Source organism: Bacilli bacterium (assembly GCA_036381315.1).
Classification (GTDB): domain Bacteria; phylum Bacillota; class Bacilli; order Paenibacillales; family KCTC-25726; genus DASVDB01.
Genome location: DASVDB010000081.1, coordinates 1 through 14,716 on the forward strand (window position 1 = coordinate 1; position 14,716 = coordinate 14,716).

Annotated in this window: 19 protein-coding genes and 1 tRNA gene; 14 read left to right on the top strand and 6 right to left on the bottom strand. The window is 51.5% G+C overall.

Going from position 1 to position 14,716, the window contains the following annotated elements:
* Positions 1-256: 256 nt before the first annotated feature.
* Positions 257-329, top strand: a tRNA-Lys gene (locus tag VF260_06240).
* A gap of 38 nt (positions 330-367) precedes the next feature.
* Here the strand turns inward: VF260_06240 and VF260_06245 are convergent.
* Complete coding sequence (locus VF260_06245; GenBank protein ID HEX7056780.1) at positions 368-745, bottom strand: hypothetical protein; 378 nt, start codon at positions 743-745, stop codon at positions 368-370.
* Between the two features lie 89 nt (positions 746-834).
* Between VF260_06245 and VF260_06250 the strand changes: the two genes are divergently transcribed.
* Positions 835-1,068 carry a hypothetical protein gene (locus tag VF260_06250; protein ID HEX7056781.1) on the top strand — a complete coding sequence of 78 codons (234 nt, stop codon included), beginning with the start codon at positions 835-837 and terminating at the stop codon, positions 1,066-1,068.
* Positions 1,069-1,077: 9 nt separating this feature from the next.
* On the opposite strand, the gene VF260_06255 is transcribed toward VF260_06250, so the two are convergent.
* Positions 1,078-1,539 (bottom strand): Hsp20/alpha crystallin family protein, encoded by a 462-nt coding sequence (locus tag VF260_06255; GenBank protein ID HEX7056782.1) that lies wholly within the window; start codon positions 1,537-1,539, stop codon positions 1,078-1,080.
* Positions 1,540-1,606: 67 nt separating this feature from the next.
* On the opposite strand from VF260_06255, the gene VF260_06260 reads away from it, so the two are divergent.
* Both VF260_06260 and VF260_06265 read left to right on the top strand, forming a co-directional pair.
* Entirely contained in the window at positions 1,607-1,843 is a 237-nt protein-coding gene (locus VF260_06260; protein ID HEX7056783.1) for a hypothetical protein, read from the top strand.
* 12 nt (positions 1,844-1,855) lie between these two features.
* Positions 1,856-2,089 (top strand): hypothetical protein, encoded by a 234-nt coding sequence (locus VF260_06265; protein HEX7056784.1) that lies wholly within the window; start codon positions 1,856-1,858, stop codon positions 2,087-2,089.
* Between the two features lie 77 nt (positions 2,090-2,166).
* Here VF260_06265 and VF260_06270 read toward each other — a convergent pair whose 3' ends face one another.
* Positions 2,167-2,649, bottom strand: a complete 483-nt coding sequence (locus tag VF260_06270) for a C40 family peptidase (protein HEX7056785.1) — start codon at positions 2,647-2,649, stop codon at positions 2,167-2,169.
* A 242-nt stretch (positions 2,650-2,891) separates the two neighbouring features.
* On the opposite strand from VF260_06270, the gene VF260_06275 reads away from it, so the two are divergent.
* The 3 genes from VF260_06275 (at position 2,892) to VF260_06285 (ending at position 3,739) form a co-directional block, all read left to right on the top strand.
* Positions 2,892-3,284: a hypothetical protein gene (locus VF260_06275; GenBank protein HEX7056786.1), complete on the top strand. Its 393-nt coding sequence runs from the start codon at positions 2,892-2,894 to the stop codon at positions 3,282-3,284.
* A gap of 88 nt (positions 3,285-3,372) precedes the next feature.
* Positions 3,373-3,507, top strand: coding sequence for a hypothetical protein (locus VF260_06280; GenBank protein ID HEX7056787.1), 135 nt, complete (start codon positions 3,373-3,375; stop codon positions 3,505-3,507).
* Positions 3,508-3,556: 49 nt separating this feature from the next.
* Positions 3,557-3,739: a hypothetical protein gene (locus VF260_06285; GenBank protein HEX7056788.1), complete on the top strand. Its 183-nt coding sequence runs from the start codon at positions 3,557-3,559 to the stop codon at positions 3,737-3,739.
* Positions 3,740-3,752: 13 nt separating this feature from the next.
* On the opposite strand, the gene VF260_06290 is transcribed toward VF260_06285, so the two are convergent.
* Positions 3,753-3,875 (bottom strand): hypothetical protein, encoded by a 123-nt coding sequence (locus tag VF260_06290; GenBank protein HEX7056789.1) that lies wholly within the window; start codon positions 3,873-3,875, stop codon positions 3,753-3,755.
* A 175-nt stretch (positions 3,876-4,050) separates the two neighbouring features.
* Positions 4,051-4,488, bottom strand: a complete 438-nt coding sequence (locus tag VF260_06295) for a DUF2621 family protein (GenBank protein HEX7056790.1) — start codon at positions 4,486-4,488, stop codon at positions 4,051-4,053.
* A gap of 695 nt (positions 4,489-5,183) precedes the next feature.
* Here VF260_06295 and VF260_06300 point away from each other — a divergent pair.
* From VF260_06300 to tkt, 3 genes are all read left to right on the top strand, one after another.
* Positions 5,184-6,305, top strand: coding sequence for a deoxyribonuclease IV (locus VF260_06300; GenBank protein HEX7056791.1), 1,122 nt, complete (start codon positions 5,184-5,186; stop codon positions 6,303-6,305).
* A gap of 46 nt (positions 6,306-6,351) precedes the next feature.
* Positions 6,352-7,251: a formyltetrahydrofolate deformylase gene (purU, locus tag VF260_06305; GenBank protein HEX7056792.1), complete on the top strand. Its 900-nt coding sequence runs from the start codon at positions 6,352-6,354 to the stop codon at positions 7,249-7,251.
* Between the two features lie 111 nt (positions 7,252-7,362).
* Positions 7,363-9,378 (top strand): transketolase, encoded by a 2,016-nt coding sequence (gene tkt / locus VF260_06310; protein ID HEX7056793.1) that lies wholly within the window; start codon positions 7,363-7,365, stop codon positions 9,376-9,378.
* Between the two features lie 301 nt (positions 9,379-9,679).
* On the opposite strand, the gene VF260_06315 is transcribed toward tkt, so the two are convergent.
* On the bottom strand, positions 9,680-10,972 hold the full coding sequence (locus VF260_06315) for an NAD(P)-binding domain-containing protein (GenBank protein ID HEX7056794.1): 1,293 nt from the start codon (positions 10,970-10,972) through the stop codon (positions 9,680-9,682).
* 132 nt (positions 10,973-11,104) lie between these two features.
* Between VF260_06315 and VF260_06320 the strand changes: the two genes are divergently transcribed.
* The 4 genes from VF260_06320 (at position 11,105) to VF260_06335 (ending at position 14,611) form a co-directional block, all read left to right on the top strand.
* Positions 11,105-12,457: a glucose-6-phosphate isomerase gene (locus VF260_06320; GenBank protein ID HEX7056795.1), complete on the top strand. Its 1,353-nt coding sequence runs from the start codon at positions 11,105-11,107 to the stop codon at positions 12,455-12,457.
* A 15-nt stretch (positions 12,458-12,472) separates the two neighbouring features.
* A complete protein-coding gene (locus tag VF260_06325) occupies positions 12,473-13,105 on the top strand; it encodes a YigZ family protein (protein HEX7056796.1) in 633 nt (210 codons plus the stop codon).
* A 127-nt stretch (positions 13,106-13,232) separates the two neighbouring features.
* Positions 13,233-13,664, top strand: a complete 432-nt coding sequence (locus tag VF260_06330) for an NfeD family protein (protein HEX7056797.1) — start codon at positions 13,233-13,235, stop codon at positions 13,662-13,664.
* Positions 13,665-13,669: 5 nt separating this feature from the next.
* A complete protein-coding gene (locus VF260_06335; GenBank protein ID HEX7056798.1) occupies positions 13,670-14,611 on the top strand; it encodes an SPFH domain-containing protein in 942 nt (313 codons plus the stop codon).
* Positions 14,612-14,716: the final 105 nt, after the last annotated feature.

Below are 14,716 nucleotides of genomic sequence, written 5' to 3' on the forward strand. Positions count from 1 at the left end.
TTATAAGACCTTATTCTGTAAAAAATGAACCAACTTAAGTTGTGATTTAATCTGACCTCCAAGTATGGGACGGATTCGCTTTCCGTGACAGATGCAACGTATTGGCAGTAGAAGACGGGAGAAGTTAATCCTGTCTCAGGCACGGGCAGCGGAGGCGGAGGCTTCATTATTGATGTGCGACTTGGATTTCATGGGGATTGTTAAAAATTAAGTCTTGCGCAATCGCGGCTTATGTGTTTATAATAGATAGCGTTGCAGGTCCGTAGCTCAATTGGCAGAGCAGGTGACTCTTAATCATCAGGTCGTGGGTTCGACCCCCACCGGGCCTATCCTTAACCAATACTCCGACAGTGATCGGGGTATTTTTTTATGCCGGCGGGCGCGGGCTGAATGTAAGTTTCGGGCCGCCGTCTTCAGGCTGATTGCTTGCGGCGGTGTCCTTTTTCCCGTCTTTTTGCTTAATCCCGGGCGGCTTTTCGCTTGCTTTGTCGGCGGCATGCTCCAGCCAGTCGGGCGGCAACCCCGCATAATTCGCACCGATATTCAATCGGCCTTTTAGCTCTTTAATTCCCAACGCCCCGATATTGTTGTGGTACTCCAGTTTGTCCACAATCACTTTTTCCACATGCATGTTCTTTACCACAATCGGAGCCATATGTTCCAAATGATCTTCCAGCCGGTCCAGTTTGCTTTGCAAATCGCGCAGCAATTGCGCCGTCGTCTGCCGCTTTCGTAAAAACCACATTGGGCATCCCACATTTCTATAGAACAGTCTAATCCGGTGCGTTTGCACGTATGATACACATATAACGATGGAGCAAGGAGGAAAAGGCGATGCGCTTTTCGGCCATGCAAGTGAATATATGCGGGTTGAAAATAAACAATGCCGAACATGGCTCCGGGTTGTCATTTGGCGTGAATAAGCGAGTCGGGATTTTCAATTCGGCGAAAAAAACGCAAGGGTTCGGCCAGCAAATGGCTTCCCGAACCGTGCAGTTTGCGCCGTTTGCCGGCATATCCGACGCCGACTTGTCCGATCGCAATATCAGGACCGGCGGATTCCATTAACCGGCTGCGTCAATCAATGCGGATTTTCGTCTGCGGCGATTCTTCTCCATGAATGCGAATCTCCAGCAACCCGTTGTCAAATTTCGCGGAGATGTTGTTTGTGCCGATTGCCTCCGGCAACGGAATCACCCGTTCAAAACTGCCGGAAACGCGCTCCGTGCGGATTGGCGTCGCATTTGGATATCTGGCGTATGAGTGGCCTTTTATATAAATGGCAGCGCCTTTGAACGATACCTCAACGTGTTCCTTCGCCACGCCGGGCAGGTCAATCAGCACAATCGTATCATGGCCTGAGATTAGCACATCGGCATACGGAAATCCGGGTTCGGCGCCGGGATCCTGCTTGGATTTCGCAAATGGATGTAACGGCAAATTTTGCAGGTGGGCTTGGTCGAAAATATCCGACCAGAAGTCTCCCCCGTGGAATTTATTCGCGATATCGATCCACTGTTTTAATTTTTCCATGTCCATTTCAGCACCGCCCGCTGTGCGTTATGAATCGTATTTTGAATCGGTATTGCGCGAGGTGATGAGATAGATGCCGAAACCTTCCACTGTCATTAATATTTTTTTGCTCAAGATTAATTCCATCGAAAACGCATCGGCAGTCAATATCGGGCAAAATTTTTTGGCGGAATGGAGCAATTCGGATAAGCGCACGCAAGGATTCGGACAAAATTTCGGTGACGAAAGCGGTTTTGTCGCAACGAGGAGCTTTGTTGACGATCGGGACGCAATTGATTCGCCGACAATCAACAAATCATCGCTAACTTGAGGAGGTACGGGTATGAATTTTGCACCGATGGCGGTCAATCTGCTTGGGTTTAAAGTGAACGTTTTGGATCGCTCAAGCGTCGTTACGTTAGGTCCGAACCAACAGACGGATCTGTTTCTCTCGACGAAGCGCAATATGGGATATGGCGAAGCTAATGGCGACTTTTCCCCCACTTTTTTTCCGGTAACGTTTATTTTGGATTCGGATTTGGCCGAGAGCAACGCGAGCAAAGGCAGCGTCATCTGATTCGTTGGCAAACGGCAGACGTAAAAAAGGAGGCCTCCCCAAAGAGGAAAGGCTTCCTTCTTGTACGTTACAGATGCTTAGAGAACGCGTCTTGCCGTCGTATAATGTTTGTTCCACCAGCCGGTATTTAGTTTGGAGATGGTAACGCCGGGTTTGCCGTAAGTGTGCAAAATTTTGCCGTGGCCGATATAAATGGCGACGTGATGGATCGGGGAGTAGAAAAATACCAGGTCCCCGGGACGCAGGTTGCGTCTTTTTACGAATTTCCCGACATGCGCTTGCTTCCCTGCCAACCGCGGCAGCCGGATGCCGTTTTTCTTGTATACATACTGCACGAATGACGAGCAGTCAAAAGCATAGGTAGCGCCCGCAGGAGCGCCGAATTTATAACGCACGCCCAAAAAGTGTTTGCCTGTCGCGATAATGCGGCTGGCTTTTGATGCGTACGCCGCATGCGAAGTTTTCGGGGCAATGAATATGCTTGCTGAAAACAGCATCGTCATGCCAAGGCTGATGGCGGCAAACATTTTTACGAATCGGCTGTGAATGAATGATTTCATTTGTATCAAACCTCCTTGGGACTACCTTAACACAAATAAAAAGTTGAAGTTTCTGCCATAAATGAGGCGATCCTTTGCATGCGTTGACGAAAACCAGTAATGTGAGAAAACCATTAGAAATTTACATTTTTATAAAAAGTAATGCTTGCGGCCATACTAACAGCAATCAGGGGCGGTTTTTCTTAACATCGAAATGTTAATACGCCGCCTGTTTCAACGGAAAGCCTTAAGGGGGTGACAAGATGGGAAAATGGTGGGGGTGCGCCGCCATTCTCTTTGCCGCGCTGTTGTTTGCGGTATATCAACCGGTTTCGGCCGTAGCCGTTGCGCCTGTTTCGGGGGTGCAGTCGCATGGGCATGCGGGACAAAGCGGCGACGACAAGTATGAGAAAGGCGATAAGCTTGAAAAAGACGACGATTGCCGCCATCACGTCAAGTTGACGAAAGAGCAAGTCAGCAAGTTGAATGCGCAATACGACCAACTGTATAGATCGAAAAAAGAGCTTATCGAAACCCATTATCAATATGGGTTGATCTCGGCGGAGCGGAAAGAGCATGCGCTTGAAATGCTGAAAAAACACATCGACCATAGGAAAAGCCGCCTTGCCAAAATGGCGGCCGGAATGCAGCAATAACGGCAAACAAGAGCCCGAAGCGGATTCGGGCTCTTCTGTTTGTTGGCGGATAAGCCCGGGGCATGTTTCATTCGCGGCGGACATAGGAATGAACGTGTTGATTATGCTTCCGCTTGTTTGGGTTGTGGTTGCCATTGGCTCGAGTTTGGCGGGCGTATGTTTATTTTTCCGGCGGCTGTCGCTGGATTGCGCAAGGTTTCTGATCTGGAACAAAGCCCTCTGATTGCCAATACAATATAAGTATAAGTTGCGTTATCGAAGGATGGAGATGCATGAAGGTGAAATGTCGGGTATCCATCGGCAATCGGCGCGGCGGCATCAAAAAAATTATTGAAATCGACGACAGCGAAGTGGAAGGATTGCCGGAAGACGAAATGATTGATGTGATTGAGCGGCATTTTAACCGCTGGCTGCAGCGGGTCATTCACGCCGAATGGGAAATTGAGAATCGTTAGTTTCGCGGTATGATCATGCTTGCTTGCCTAATGCTTGCCAGGAGCGGATAAATTGCCGGCGGTCCGCTTTAACCGCCTTTTTGCCTGACAGCGGATCATTCAGCAAAACGAGAAGCAGCAACAAATGTTTTTTCATCAGAAAAACACCCGCTATTGCGGCATCTAGGTTGTTATGTCGCAATAGCGGGTGTGCTTATGAAAACGCGCGGTTTTGAACGCGGGTGCGGGTATGAACGAGCCTGACCGTTAATCCGCGGCATCACGCCAAGCATGCGCGTGTTGGTTGACGCGGGTATGAACGAGCCTGACTGTTAATGGTTGTCGCCGCCCAAAATATGTTCAAAGCGCGAGTAATTGATGTTTTGCTCTTTTAAGAAACGGATCAGGCTTTTATGGTCGCGTTTCGGCGTCGATAAAATATATCCTTCGATGCAGGCGTCGCGGGTGATTTCCGGCAAGTTGCGCTCGAGCGCGACCTGGCCGATTTTGGCAGCCATCGTGTGCTTGGCGACGTCGCGAAACGGCGCCGGGACGGGTGAGGCCAGCAAGTCAAGAAATTGCTTTGCTTCATCCGTCCACAGATGCCTGCTTTTTTCGACGTAATAATTTTGCCAATCCAGCTTGGATTTGCCGTCCGCCATCGGCAGCACCTTCATAAATTTGCGGAACATGAAATATCCGCCGATTGCGGTAAAGCCGACCAAAATAAACGGCCAGAGGAATATTCCCCATGCCAGCAATTGATTCATGCGCGTTCACCTCAATGAATACAAGCAATCTCAACATCAGTATAATGGATTTTACCGCGAATTTCGAGTACATAGGTTGGGCACGTTATGGTGGCAAAGTATTGGGCGGAGGCCAATCGCTTGCAGCGCGATATGATTGTGTCGGATAGGCGGAGGTGGCTGTGCCGGGCGAGGGACTGAGCCGAGCGCTAATCCCAGCGCGATTTGCCGCATGATGGCGATTGACCGCAAGCGGGATGCGGCTGCCCGTTCAGCTCTAGCAAATGTATGTGAAAAAACACATATAATTTTCACGGAAACCGGATTTTTAGCGATTATATGTGAAAAACCATATATATTTAACAGGGAATCGCGAATTTTGCGAAAATATATGTGAAAAATCATACATATGAGCTGCAAAATCCAATTTTTTAAAAAATATATATGAAAAATCACAAATATTGGCTGTTGTTGATCGCTATAGACCGCTGTTGGCGCAGTTGGCGCCATTGGCGCTTTTGACTGCTATTGATCGCTATCGACCGCTATTTGCCGCTATCGACCGCTGTTGCCGCCATTGGCGCTATTGGCTGCGAAACCATTTGCTGGCTTTCGCTACCCCTTGCGTGCTCGCGGTATACACGGCATATTGAAGTGTCGGAACGCGTTGCGTTACAATAGTATTATTGTTTACCGGAAATTAGGGGTGATCAGAAATGGTTAAAATTGGGTCGCACGTGTCATTTTCCGATTCCGGACTCCTGAATGCCGCCAATGAGGCGGTTAGTTACGGTTCCGGCACCTTTATGATTTATACGGGCGCGCCGCAAAACACCAAGCGCAAACCGATCGAGGAGCAGTTCATTCCCGAGGGCAAAGAAATCATGAAGGCGCACAATATCGACGAGATCGTGGTTCATGCCCCATACATCATCAATCTTGGCTCGTATAAAACGCACACGTTTGAACTGGCGGTAGACTTTTTAACGGCGGAAATCGAGCGAACCGACTATATCGGCGTGAAAAATATCGTGCTGCACCCGGGCGCATATACGGATAAAGACGCGGAATACGGCATCAATCGCATCGCGGAAGGGTTAAACGAGGTGTTAAGCCGCACCAAAGGCACGCAAGTCAACATCGCCCTGGAAACGATGGCCGGCAAAGGCAGCGAAATCGGGCGCAGCTTTGAAGAGCTGGCGGCTATTATGGAAAAGGTCGCGGACAACGAAAGGCTGAAGGTCTGCTTTGACACATGCCACGTGCACGATGCGGGTTATGATATCGTGAACGACCTGGACGGCGTGCTGCAGCAATTTGACCGCGTTATCGGGTTGGACAAGCTGGCGGTTATACATTTGAACGACAGCAAAAATGAGCGGGGTTCGGGAAAAGACAGGCACACCCCGGTCGGTTCCGGCTGGATCGGGACGGAAGCGATCCATCGCGTCGTTCATCATGACGCGTTGCAATCTTTGCCGATGATTCTGGAGACGCCATGGATCGGCAAGGATAAAAACAGGCAGCGGCCCATGTATGAAGCGGAGATCGCCTTGCTGGGCGGAAATGTCGAGAAACGCTTCGGCGGCGAGTTTTTGGAGGATGTCGAACGGCTCGACCATTTTTTGCAGAAGCGGGCGATTGACCGCCGGGATTATGTTTTAGCCACATGGGAACATTTAAAAAACGACGCCAAAGCGAAGAAAAATGACCCGCGCGAGCCCATGGAACGCCTTTTTGATCTGATCACGGAAAACAGGCTTTTTCCGGAACTGGCGGAAGAAGCGATCAATCATCGCTTAACCGTCTGGTTTGCGGGAAAGTTGGCGTTTCTGTAACGCCGCGCCGCGCAAATACAGTATACATTGACAACGGAGGAATCCAATGGCTCCCATATCGAAACAGTATAAAAGCCCTTCCCAGGCTGGGCTTGCAAACCGCGCCCGCATGCTGATCGCCTGTCCGGACAGACCGGGCATCGTCAGCGCGGTTTCGCAATTTTTGTTTGAAAAAGGCGCTAATATCGTACAGTCAGATCAATATACGATGGACCCGGAGGGAGGCATGTTTTTTATCCGGATCGAATTTGATCTGCCCGAATTGGAAGATAAACTTGCTGCATTGAAGCGCGATTTTGCCGCGGTGGCGCAAGCTTTTTCCATGGACGTGGCCATTTCGCCCGCGAGCAAGAAAAAACGGCTGGCCATATTCGTGTCGAAAGAGGATCATTGCTTGCTGGAGCTTCTGTGGCAATGGCATGCCGGCGATCTTTACGCGGATATTTCCATGGTGATCAGCAACCATCCGGATTTGCGCGATTTGGTCGAATCGTTTGGAATCCCGTTTCATCATGTGCCGGTCACGCCGGACACGAAGCTTAAGGCGGAAGCTACGCAATTGGAGATTGTCGGGGACAAGGCGGACGCGATTGTACTCGCGCGTTATATGCAAATTATCTCGCCGCAGTTTTTGCAGTATTACCCCAACCGGATTATCAACATCCACCATTCGTTTTTACCGGCGTTTGTCGGTGGCAAGCCGTATCAGCAGGCGTATCAGCGGGGGGTCAAGATTATCGGCGCAACGGCGCATTACGTGACGGAAGAGCTTGACGGCGGCCCGATCATCGAGCAGGATGTGCAGCGGGTCAGCCATCGGCAAAGCGTGGATGAATTAAAACGCATCGGGCGAAATATCGAACGGACGGTATTGGCGCGCGCGGTCAAATGGCATCTGGAAGACCGCATCCTTGTCCATCAAAACAAAACCGTCGTGTTCAATTAACGGTTGAGTCCGAACGCGCGTTGAACCCACGCGGCTTGAGTTTGTTGATAGCTTGTGGCGGGCTTTAATGATACAATAGTGAAAGTTTAAATGCGAGGGAGGAAAGATACTGTGGATAAAAATGCTCAAATTGAACAGCTTTGCGTAAATACAATCCGCACATTGACAATTGACGCAATCGAAAAGGCCAAATCGGGCCATCCCGGCATGCCGCTCGGGGCGGCTTCAATGGCTTTTGAATTGTGGACGAAATTCATGCGTCATAACCCGGCAAATCCGCGCTGGATCAACCGCGACCGATTTGTGTTGTCGGCCGGCCACGGCTCCATGCTGCAATACAGCCTGCTGCATTTGTGCGGTTATGATGTTTCCATGGATGATCTGAAACAATTCCGGCAATGGGGCAGCAAAACCCCGGGCCACCCCGAATATGGACATACGCCCGGCGTGGATTCGACAACCGGTCCGCTGGGTCAGGGAATCGGCATGGCGGTCGGCATGGCGATGGCGGAAGCGCATCTTGGCGCCGTCTACAATCGCGAAGGCTTCCCGATTATCGACCATTATACTTATGTGATTTGCGGCGACGGCGATCTGATGGAAGGCATTTCCGGCGAAGCCGCATCATTGGCCGGGCATCTCAAATTGGGCAAACTGATCGTGCTGTATGACTCCAACGATATTTCGCTGGACGGGGAGCTGAATCTGGCATTTAGCGAGCATGTGCTGACCCGCTTTGCAGGATACGGTTGGCAAACATTGCGCGTGGAAGACGGCAATGATCTAAAGGCAATCAATCAAGCCATTAAAGAAGCTCAAAGCGACCCGCTTCGCCCGACCATCATCGAGATCAAGACGATTATCGGGTATGGCAGCCCGAACAAAGCCGGCAAGGGCGGCCATGCGGGCCCGCACGGTTCTCCGCTGGGCGCGGAAGAAGCGGTTCTGACGAAACGCGCATACGGCTGGCCGGAAGACAAAACATTTTATGTGCCGGATGAAGTGCGCGACTATTTTGCCCAAATCAAAGCAAACGGCGAACAAGCGGAAAAGGCGTGGAAAGAACTTTTTGCGCAATATAAACAGGCGTATCCGGAGCAAGCCAGAGACTTTGAACTGGCCGTTGCGGATCAACTGCCGGCGGGCTGGGATGAAGCGTTGCCCGTGTATTCGCCTGCGGATAAGGCGATTGCCACCCGCGCCGCTTCCGGCAACGCGATCAATGCGATTGCGCCGAAAGTGCCGTGGCTTGTAGGCGGCTCGGCGGACCTGGAATCGTCGACCAATACGCATATGAAAGGAATTCCCGTTTTTCACCGGGAAAGCTATGCCGGACGCAACATGTACTTCGGCGTGCGTGAATTTGCCATGGGCGCCGCGGCGAACGGGTTGGTGCTGCATGGAGGCTTGCGGCCATATGTCGGAACGTTCTTCGTCTTTTCCGATTATGTTCGCCCGGCTATTCGTCTCGCGTCCATCATGAAGGTTCCGGTTATTTATGTGTTTACCCACGACAGCATCGGCGTTGGCGAGGACGGACCGACTCATGAACCGATCGAACAACTGCCTGCTTTGCGGGTTATCCCCGGCGTGACCGTATTGCGCCCGGCGGACGGCAACGAAACATCGTTTGCCTGGAAGTACGCGCTGGAGAATAAGGAAGGCCCATGCGCGCTGGTGTTGACACGCCAGGCGCTGCCGCATCTGGAAGGCACGTTGGAACGCGGCAAGACCGGATTGGCCAAAGGCGGTTATGTGCTTTCCGATGCGCAAGGCGCGATCAAAGCGCAAATTATCGCCACCGGTTCGGAAGTGCAGCTGGCCGTAAAAGCACAGCAAAAGCTTGCGGAAGAAGGCATTGCTGTTCGCGTGATCAGCATGCCGAGCCGCGAATTGTTTGATCGCCAGCCGCAGGCTTATCGGGATTCGGTCATCCTGCCGGACGTGAAGGCGCGTTTGGCTGTCGAGATGGCGCAACCGCTCGGATGGGAGCGTTACGTTGGCGATGCCGGCCGCGTGTTGGGCATCGACCGATTCGGCGCGTCCGCACCCGGCAGCAAGGTGATCGAAGAGTACGGCTTCACCGTCGACAACGTCGTTCGTCTGGTGAAAGAAATGCTCGCATAAGTCCATATGAACGGCTAAGCCGCCGGAACTCATCCGGCGGCTTTTATGCATGATCGCTGGAATTTATAGATTGCAAGGTATTAAATGAAGCGCAATAATACACCTTAATTTTTTGAAATCCAGCTTTTTTGAGTTTGTAGCGCAAAAATGCACTTGAAAATTTAAAAAATGCCTTTTTCTGAAAATGAAGAGCAGATTCGACCTACATTTCAAAAATATTTATGAAATCCGAAATTTATAGTGCAGATTTGCGCTACAATTTACCGAATGGCGTTTTTAGGCGCAGGCGCTCGCAGGCGCCTCATTTTTCCGCATGCCGATTGATGTATTGTTCCAAACGGTGCATGACATACGGCGGCACGCCCGACAGCATGCATCCGTAGCGGAAAGTCCCGTCGTGCTGTGATTCAACGCGAATAATTTTGGCGATGACCGGGGGCAGGTCCGCTTCTTTCTGCAAATGTACGATCACAAACATATCCTGCGCCAACGGGGAGGCCGATGAAATGAGCAGGCCCGTTTCGGAAATGTCGTGCAGCTTGCCGTCGATAAATTGCCCGGAGAACGATCCTTCCTGCTGCCATTGATGAACCGAGATTTTGATATCCAATCCCATGGGAACGCGAATATGCTTGCGGCGGTCCGGATCCTGTACGGTGGCGGCGCTGTTTTCCCCGGAAACGGTAAACCGGCGAATCTTGTGCCCGATCCACTCTTCGTAACATTGGATAATCGCGGACATATCCGCCTCCCCCAGCCCTTTGTTCGCAGCCATCTGAAAAATGCTTCTGGCGTTTTGCATAAGCGGCAACGGAATCGCGAGCGATGTGGCAAAATCCGCGGCCAAATTCAAATCTTTCAGCATCAGATTGAGCGCAAATTGCACGCTGAAATCGCGGTCCAAAATTTTATCCTGCTTCAATTCCACCTGCTTGCTCGCTGCCGAACCGTTCTTGACGATATCGAGAAACTTTTCCGGGTTTAAGCCGGATTTGACGGCCATCGCCAGTCCCTCCGCCATGGCGGCGGAATGAATGGCAACCATCGCATTGTGCGCAAGCTTCGTTTGCGATCCGTATCCGCTAGGTCCCATATAGACAATTTTTTGTCCCATTGCCTGAAAAACGTCCTGATTGGCGAGAAATACGTCTTCATTTCCGCCGACCATAATCGTAAGCGTGCCCGCTTCGGCGGCAGGTTTGCTGCCGGTAACCGGCGCGTCAAGAAAATCGGAAAAGCGCGTGGCGAGTTCTTGGGCAAGCATCCTGCTTATACCGGGGGAAGCGGTGCTGCAGTCGATTGCCGTCACACCTGGCCGTACGCCCGCCAAGATGCCTTCGGGTCCCAGGTAAACGTCGCGAATCGCTTGATCGTTACTGAGCATCGTAATAACCGTATCTGCGGCGCGGGCCACTTCCGCCGGGGAATGAACCGCTTCCGCGCCCATTTTCACCAAAAAATCCGTCTTATCCCATGTCCGGTTGTAGACCACCAGTTCAAAGCCTGCTTTTCGCAAATTCGCAGCCATTGGCAATCCCATGACACCGAGACCGATGAACCCCAATATTTTCATCCCGATCACCTCGACTCTCATTGTAGCATGTCCCAGGAAAAGGGAAAACCACTGTGCATGAGCTTTCACAAATGATTAAAATTGTGGTATTTTTAATACAATCGATAAAGTATGCTATATTTCAGTATACTTAAATAAAAGGAGTGGAACGCATTGGGACAATCCGTTCGTTTTGACTATGGAAAGGCGCTTGGTTTCGTCGCGCAGCATGAGGTGGATTATCTGGCACCCGCTGTCCGCACCGCGCATGAGTTGCTGCACCAAAAAACAGGGGCCGGCTCCGATTATTTGGGCTGGATCGACCTGCCTGTCGATTATGACAAAGAAGAATTTTCCCGCATCAAAAAAGCCGCGGCCAAAATACGGAGCGATTCGGACGCGCTCGTCGTCATCGGCATCGGCGGCTCGTATTTGGGCGCCCGCGCAGCGATCGAAATGCTCGGACACTCTTTCTATAATGTGCTTCCCAAGGACAGGCGGAAAACGCCGGAAATATATTTCGCCGGGAACAACATCAGTTCTACATATTTGACGCATTTGCTGCAGGTGCTGGAAGGCAAGGACGTTTCCGTCAACGTCATCTCCAAATCGGGAACGACGACCGAACCGGCAATCGCCTTTCGGATTTTCAAAGAATATCTGGAAAAGAAATACGGCAAAGACGGCGCGCGCGGACGCATTTACGCCACGACCGACAAAGCGAAAGGCGCGCTGAAAAAACTGGCGACGGCGGAAGGCTACGAGACGTTTGTCATCCCCGATGACGTCGGCGGCCGGTATTCCGTTTTAACCGCTGTCGGGCTTTTGCCGATTGCTGTCGCCGGCATTGATATTGAAGCCATGATGCAGGGAGCGGCGGACGCGCGCAACGAATACGCATCCCCCAACCTCGCCGACAATGCCAGCTACTGTTACGCGGCGGTGCGCAACGCGTTGTACCGCAAAGGCAAGGCGATTGAAATACTGGTCAACTATGAACCGTCGCTGCATTACTTTTCGGAATGGTGGAAACAGCTTTACGGAGAAAGCGAAGGCAAGGACAACAAAGGAATTTATCCGGCGTCCGTAGATTTTTCCACCGACTTGCATTCCATGGGCCAATTTATCCAGGAAGGCAGCCGCAATCTGTTTGAAACGGTCATTCAGGTGGAAAAACCGATAGCGCAGATTGAAATCGGGGCGGATGCGGAAAATCTGGACGGACTAAACTACCTGAGCGGAAAAACGATGGACTTCGTTAACAAAAAAGCTTTCGAAGGCACCATGCTTGCGCATACGGACGGAGGCGTGCCCAACCTGATTGTGACGATTCCGGAAATCTCGCCGTACTGGTTCGGCTATCTTGTTTATTTCTTCGAAAAAGCTTGCGGAATCAGCGGTTACCTGTCCGGCGTCAACCCGTTCGACCAGCCCGGCGTGGAAGCTTATAAGAAGAACATGTTCGCGCTTTTGGGCAAGCCGGGGTATGAATCGGAAAAAGCCGCTTTGGAAGCGCGACTGAAGTAAATGTAAGGAGTTTGCATGCTGGATTCGTATAAAACCGTACAAGATTACGGAGAAAAGCAAATCATCATTAAAAAGTCGCGTTTTATCGGGCAAGCCAAACCGGTTGAAAACGAGCAAGAAGCGCTTTCCTTTATCGAGGAGATCCGGAAACGGCATTGGTCGGCAACGCACAATTGCTTTGCGTACGTGGCGGGAGACCGCGACCAGTTCCAAAAACAATCGGACGACGGCGAACCCCAGGGAACGGCGGGCAAGCCGATTTTGGAAATAATAAAGCAAAAGGAACTGAAAAATGTCGCGATCGTCGTCACGCGTTATTTCGGCGGCGTCATGCTCGGCGCCGGCGGACTGATTCGGGCGTATGCGGACGGGGCTCAAGCCGCTCTGGAAGCCGCCCGAATCGTCACCAAAACGCTGCATTGCAAAGTGAAAATCGAGATCGATTATCCATGGTTGGGCAAACTGGAAAATGAACTGCGTCATCGCGGCATCCTGATGGGACAAACGGAATTTACCGACCGCGTCGCTTTGACGTGCCTGCCTTTGGCGGCGGAATCCGCTTCCTTTGCGGCATGGGTGACGGATCTCACCCAAGGGCAGTGCGTGATTACGCATGGCGAACCCGAGTATGTCATGCATCCGGCGTGAAGCGATCCGGTACAGCGGATGAATCCTTTTTGCATTCGGTTACGTAGAAATAATTGAATGTGGATTTTACCTTTATCGTCATGGATCAACCTCGCCAAAATATGCATGGGGAGTGGGGGTTTGCGGCATGCAAATGTGGATTTTCTGGTTTGCGATCGGCATCATTCTGATTATTGCGGAGATGGCCTCGTTCACATTTTATCTTTTCTGGTTGGGAGTAGGGGCGTTGGCGGCCGCGGTCGTTTCCCTGATTGCTCCGGACACGGTTTGGCTGCAGATTGTGATTGGCTCGATTGTCGCCGTTGTCCTGACTTATTTTACCCGCCCGTTCACGAAGAAGATTCAAGGTGCAAAAGGCTACAAAGATGCGGCGGACGAGTTGATCGGCAAACAGGCCGATGTCGTTGAACCGATATTGCCCGGGAAAATCGGCATTGTCCGTGTCGGCGGCGATATCTGGAGCGCAACGTCGGATGAAGCGCTCGATTTGGGCGAAAAAGCAATAGTGGTCAGCAGAAGCAGCACCTTGCTTCATGTTTATAAATGGAAGGGAGAGTAATGTAAATGTCAGGTGGATTGATTTTTGCCATTGTCATCGTATTTTTTGTGATCGTCCTGGTGGCGATGTCGGTCAAGATTGTGCCGCAGCAAATCGTGGGCGTGCTTGAGCGATTGGGCAAGTTTCACAAGCTTTTGCATCCCGGATTGAACATTGTCATCCCGATTATCGATCACGTCAGGATGTATCACGACCTGCGGATTCAACAGGCGAATGTGCCGCCGCAGACAGTCATTACCAAGGACAACGTGCAAGTGCAGATCGACACAATTATTTTCTATCAGGTTGTCTCCCCTGACCAGGCGACTTACGGTATTTCCGATTTTGTCATGGGGGTTCGCAACATTACGACCGCAACATTGCGGCAAATTATCGGCAAGATGGAACTGGACGAGACGTTGTCCGGCCGGGAAAAAATTTCCGCGGAAATCCGCGTGGCATTGGACGAGGCGACGGAGAAATGGGGCGTTCGCATCGAACGGGTGGAAGTCGTCGACATCAAACCGCCGGCTGATATCCAGGAAGCGATGGACAAACAAATGAAAGCGGAACGCAACCGCCGCGCCATCATTTTGGAGGCGGAAGCGGCGAAACAGGATATGATTCTCCGCGCGGAAGGGGACAAAACAAGCAAAATCCTCCGCTCCGAAGGGGAGAAGGAGGCGCGCATCCTGCAGGCGGAAGGGCAAAGCCGTTCACAGGAACTGGAGGCCGAAGGCCAGGCCAAGGCGATCCGTTTGATCGCCGAAGCGGAGCGCAACCGCATCGAGCAGTTGCTTGCTTCCGGACTTGACGAAACCGTGTTGGTCTATAAATCGTTTGAGGCTTTAAAGGAAATCGCGAACGGCGAAGCCAACAAAATATTCCTTCCGACCGGGGCGGCGGACGCGCTCGCCAGCGTCGGCGCAATCGGCGAAATGTTCAAAAATAAACCGGATAAAAAATAACGCGTTTTTGCCAGAGGAGGCTGCCCGCCTGAAATTTTTTTGAAGGTCGGGGCAGCCTTCGCTGTCCGGCTTTTTCCTTCCGCCGCCTAATTATTCTCTTCGTAC

Excerpts from the sequence above, each read along its gene's own strand:
- VF260_06245 (HEX7056780.1), bottom strand. The coding sequence starts at position 745 with ATGTGGTTTTTACGAAAGCGGCAGACGACGGCGCAATTGCTGCGCGAT.
- VF260_06250 (HEX7056781.1), top strand. The coding sequence starts at position 835 with ATGCGCTTTTCGGCCATGCAAGTGAATATATGCGGGTTGAAAATAAAC.
- VF260_06255 (HEX7056782.1), bottom strand. The coding sequence starts at position 1,539 with ATGGACATGGAAAAATTAAAACAGTGGATCGATATCGCGAATAAATTC.
- VF260_06260 (HEX7056783.1), top strand. The coding sequence starts at position 1,607 with ATGCCGAAACCTTCCACTGTCATTAATATTTTTTTGCTCAAGATTAAT.
- VF260_06265 (HEX7056784.1), top strand. The coding sequence starts at position 1,856 with ATGAATTTTGCACCGATGGCGGTCAATCTGCTTGGGTTTAAAGTGAAC.
- VF260_06270 (HEX7056785.1), bottom strand. The coding sequence starts at position 2,649 with ATGAAATCATTCATTCACAGCCGATTCGTAAAAATGTTTGCCGCCATC.
- VF260_06275 (HEX7056786.1), top strand. The coding sequence starts at position 2,892 with ATGGGAAAATGGTGGGGGTGCGCCGCCATTCTCTTTGCCGCGCTGTTG.
- VF260_06280 (HEX7056787.1), top strand. The coding sequence starts at position 3,373 with ATGAACGTGTTGATTATGCTTCCGCTTGTTTGGGTTGTGGTTGCCATT.
- VF260_06285 (HEX7056788.1), top strand. The coding sequence starts at position 3,557 with ATGAAGGTGAAATGTCGGGTATCCATCGGCAATCGGCGCGGCGGCATC.
- VF260_06290 (HEX7056789.1), bottom strand. The coding sequence starts at position 3,875 with ATGAAAAAACATTTGTTGCTGCTTCTCGTTTTGCTGAATGATCCGCTG.
- VF260_06295 (HEX7056790.1), bottom strand. The coding sequence starts at position 4,488 with ATGAATCAATTGCTGGCATGGGGAATATTCCTCTGGCCGTTTATTTTG.
- VF260_06300 (HEX7056791.1), top strand. The coding sequence starts at position 5,184 with ATGGTTAAAATTGGGTCGCACGTGTCATTTTCCGATTCCGGACTCCTG.
- purU (HEX7056792.1), top strand. The coding sequence starts at position 6,352 with ATGGCTCCCATATCGAAACAGTATAAAAGCCCTTCCCAGGCTGGGCTT.
- VF260_06315 (HEX7056794.1), bottom strand. The coding sequence starts at position 10,972 with ATGAGAGTCGAGGTGATCGGGATGAAAATATTGGGGTTCATCGGTCTC.
- VF260_06325 (HEX7056796.1), top strand. The coding sequence starts at position 12,473 with ATGCTGGATTCGTATAAAACCGTACAAGATTACGGAGAAAAGCAAATC.
- VF260_06330 (HEX7056797.1), top strand. The coding sequence starts at position 13,233 with ATGCAAATGTGGATTTTCTGGTTTGCGATCGGCATCATTCTGATTATT.
- VF260_06335 (HEX7056798.1), top strand. The coding sequence starts at position 13,670 with ATGTCAGGTGGATTGATTTTTGCCATTGTCATCGTATTTTTTGTGATC.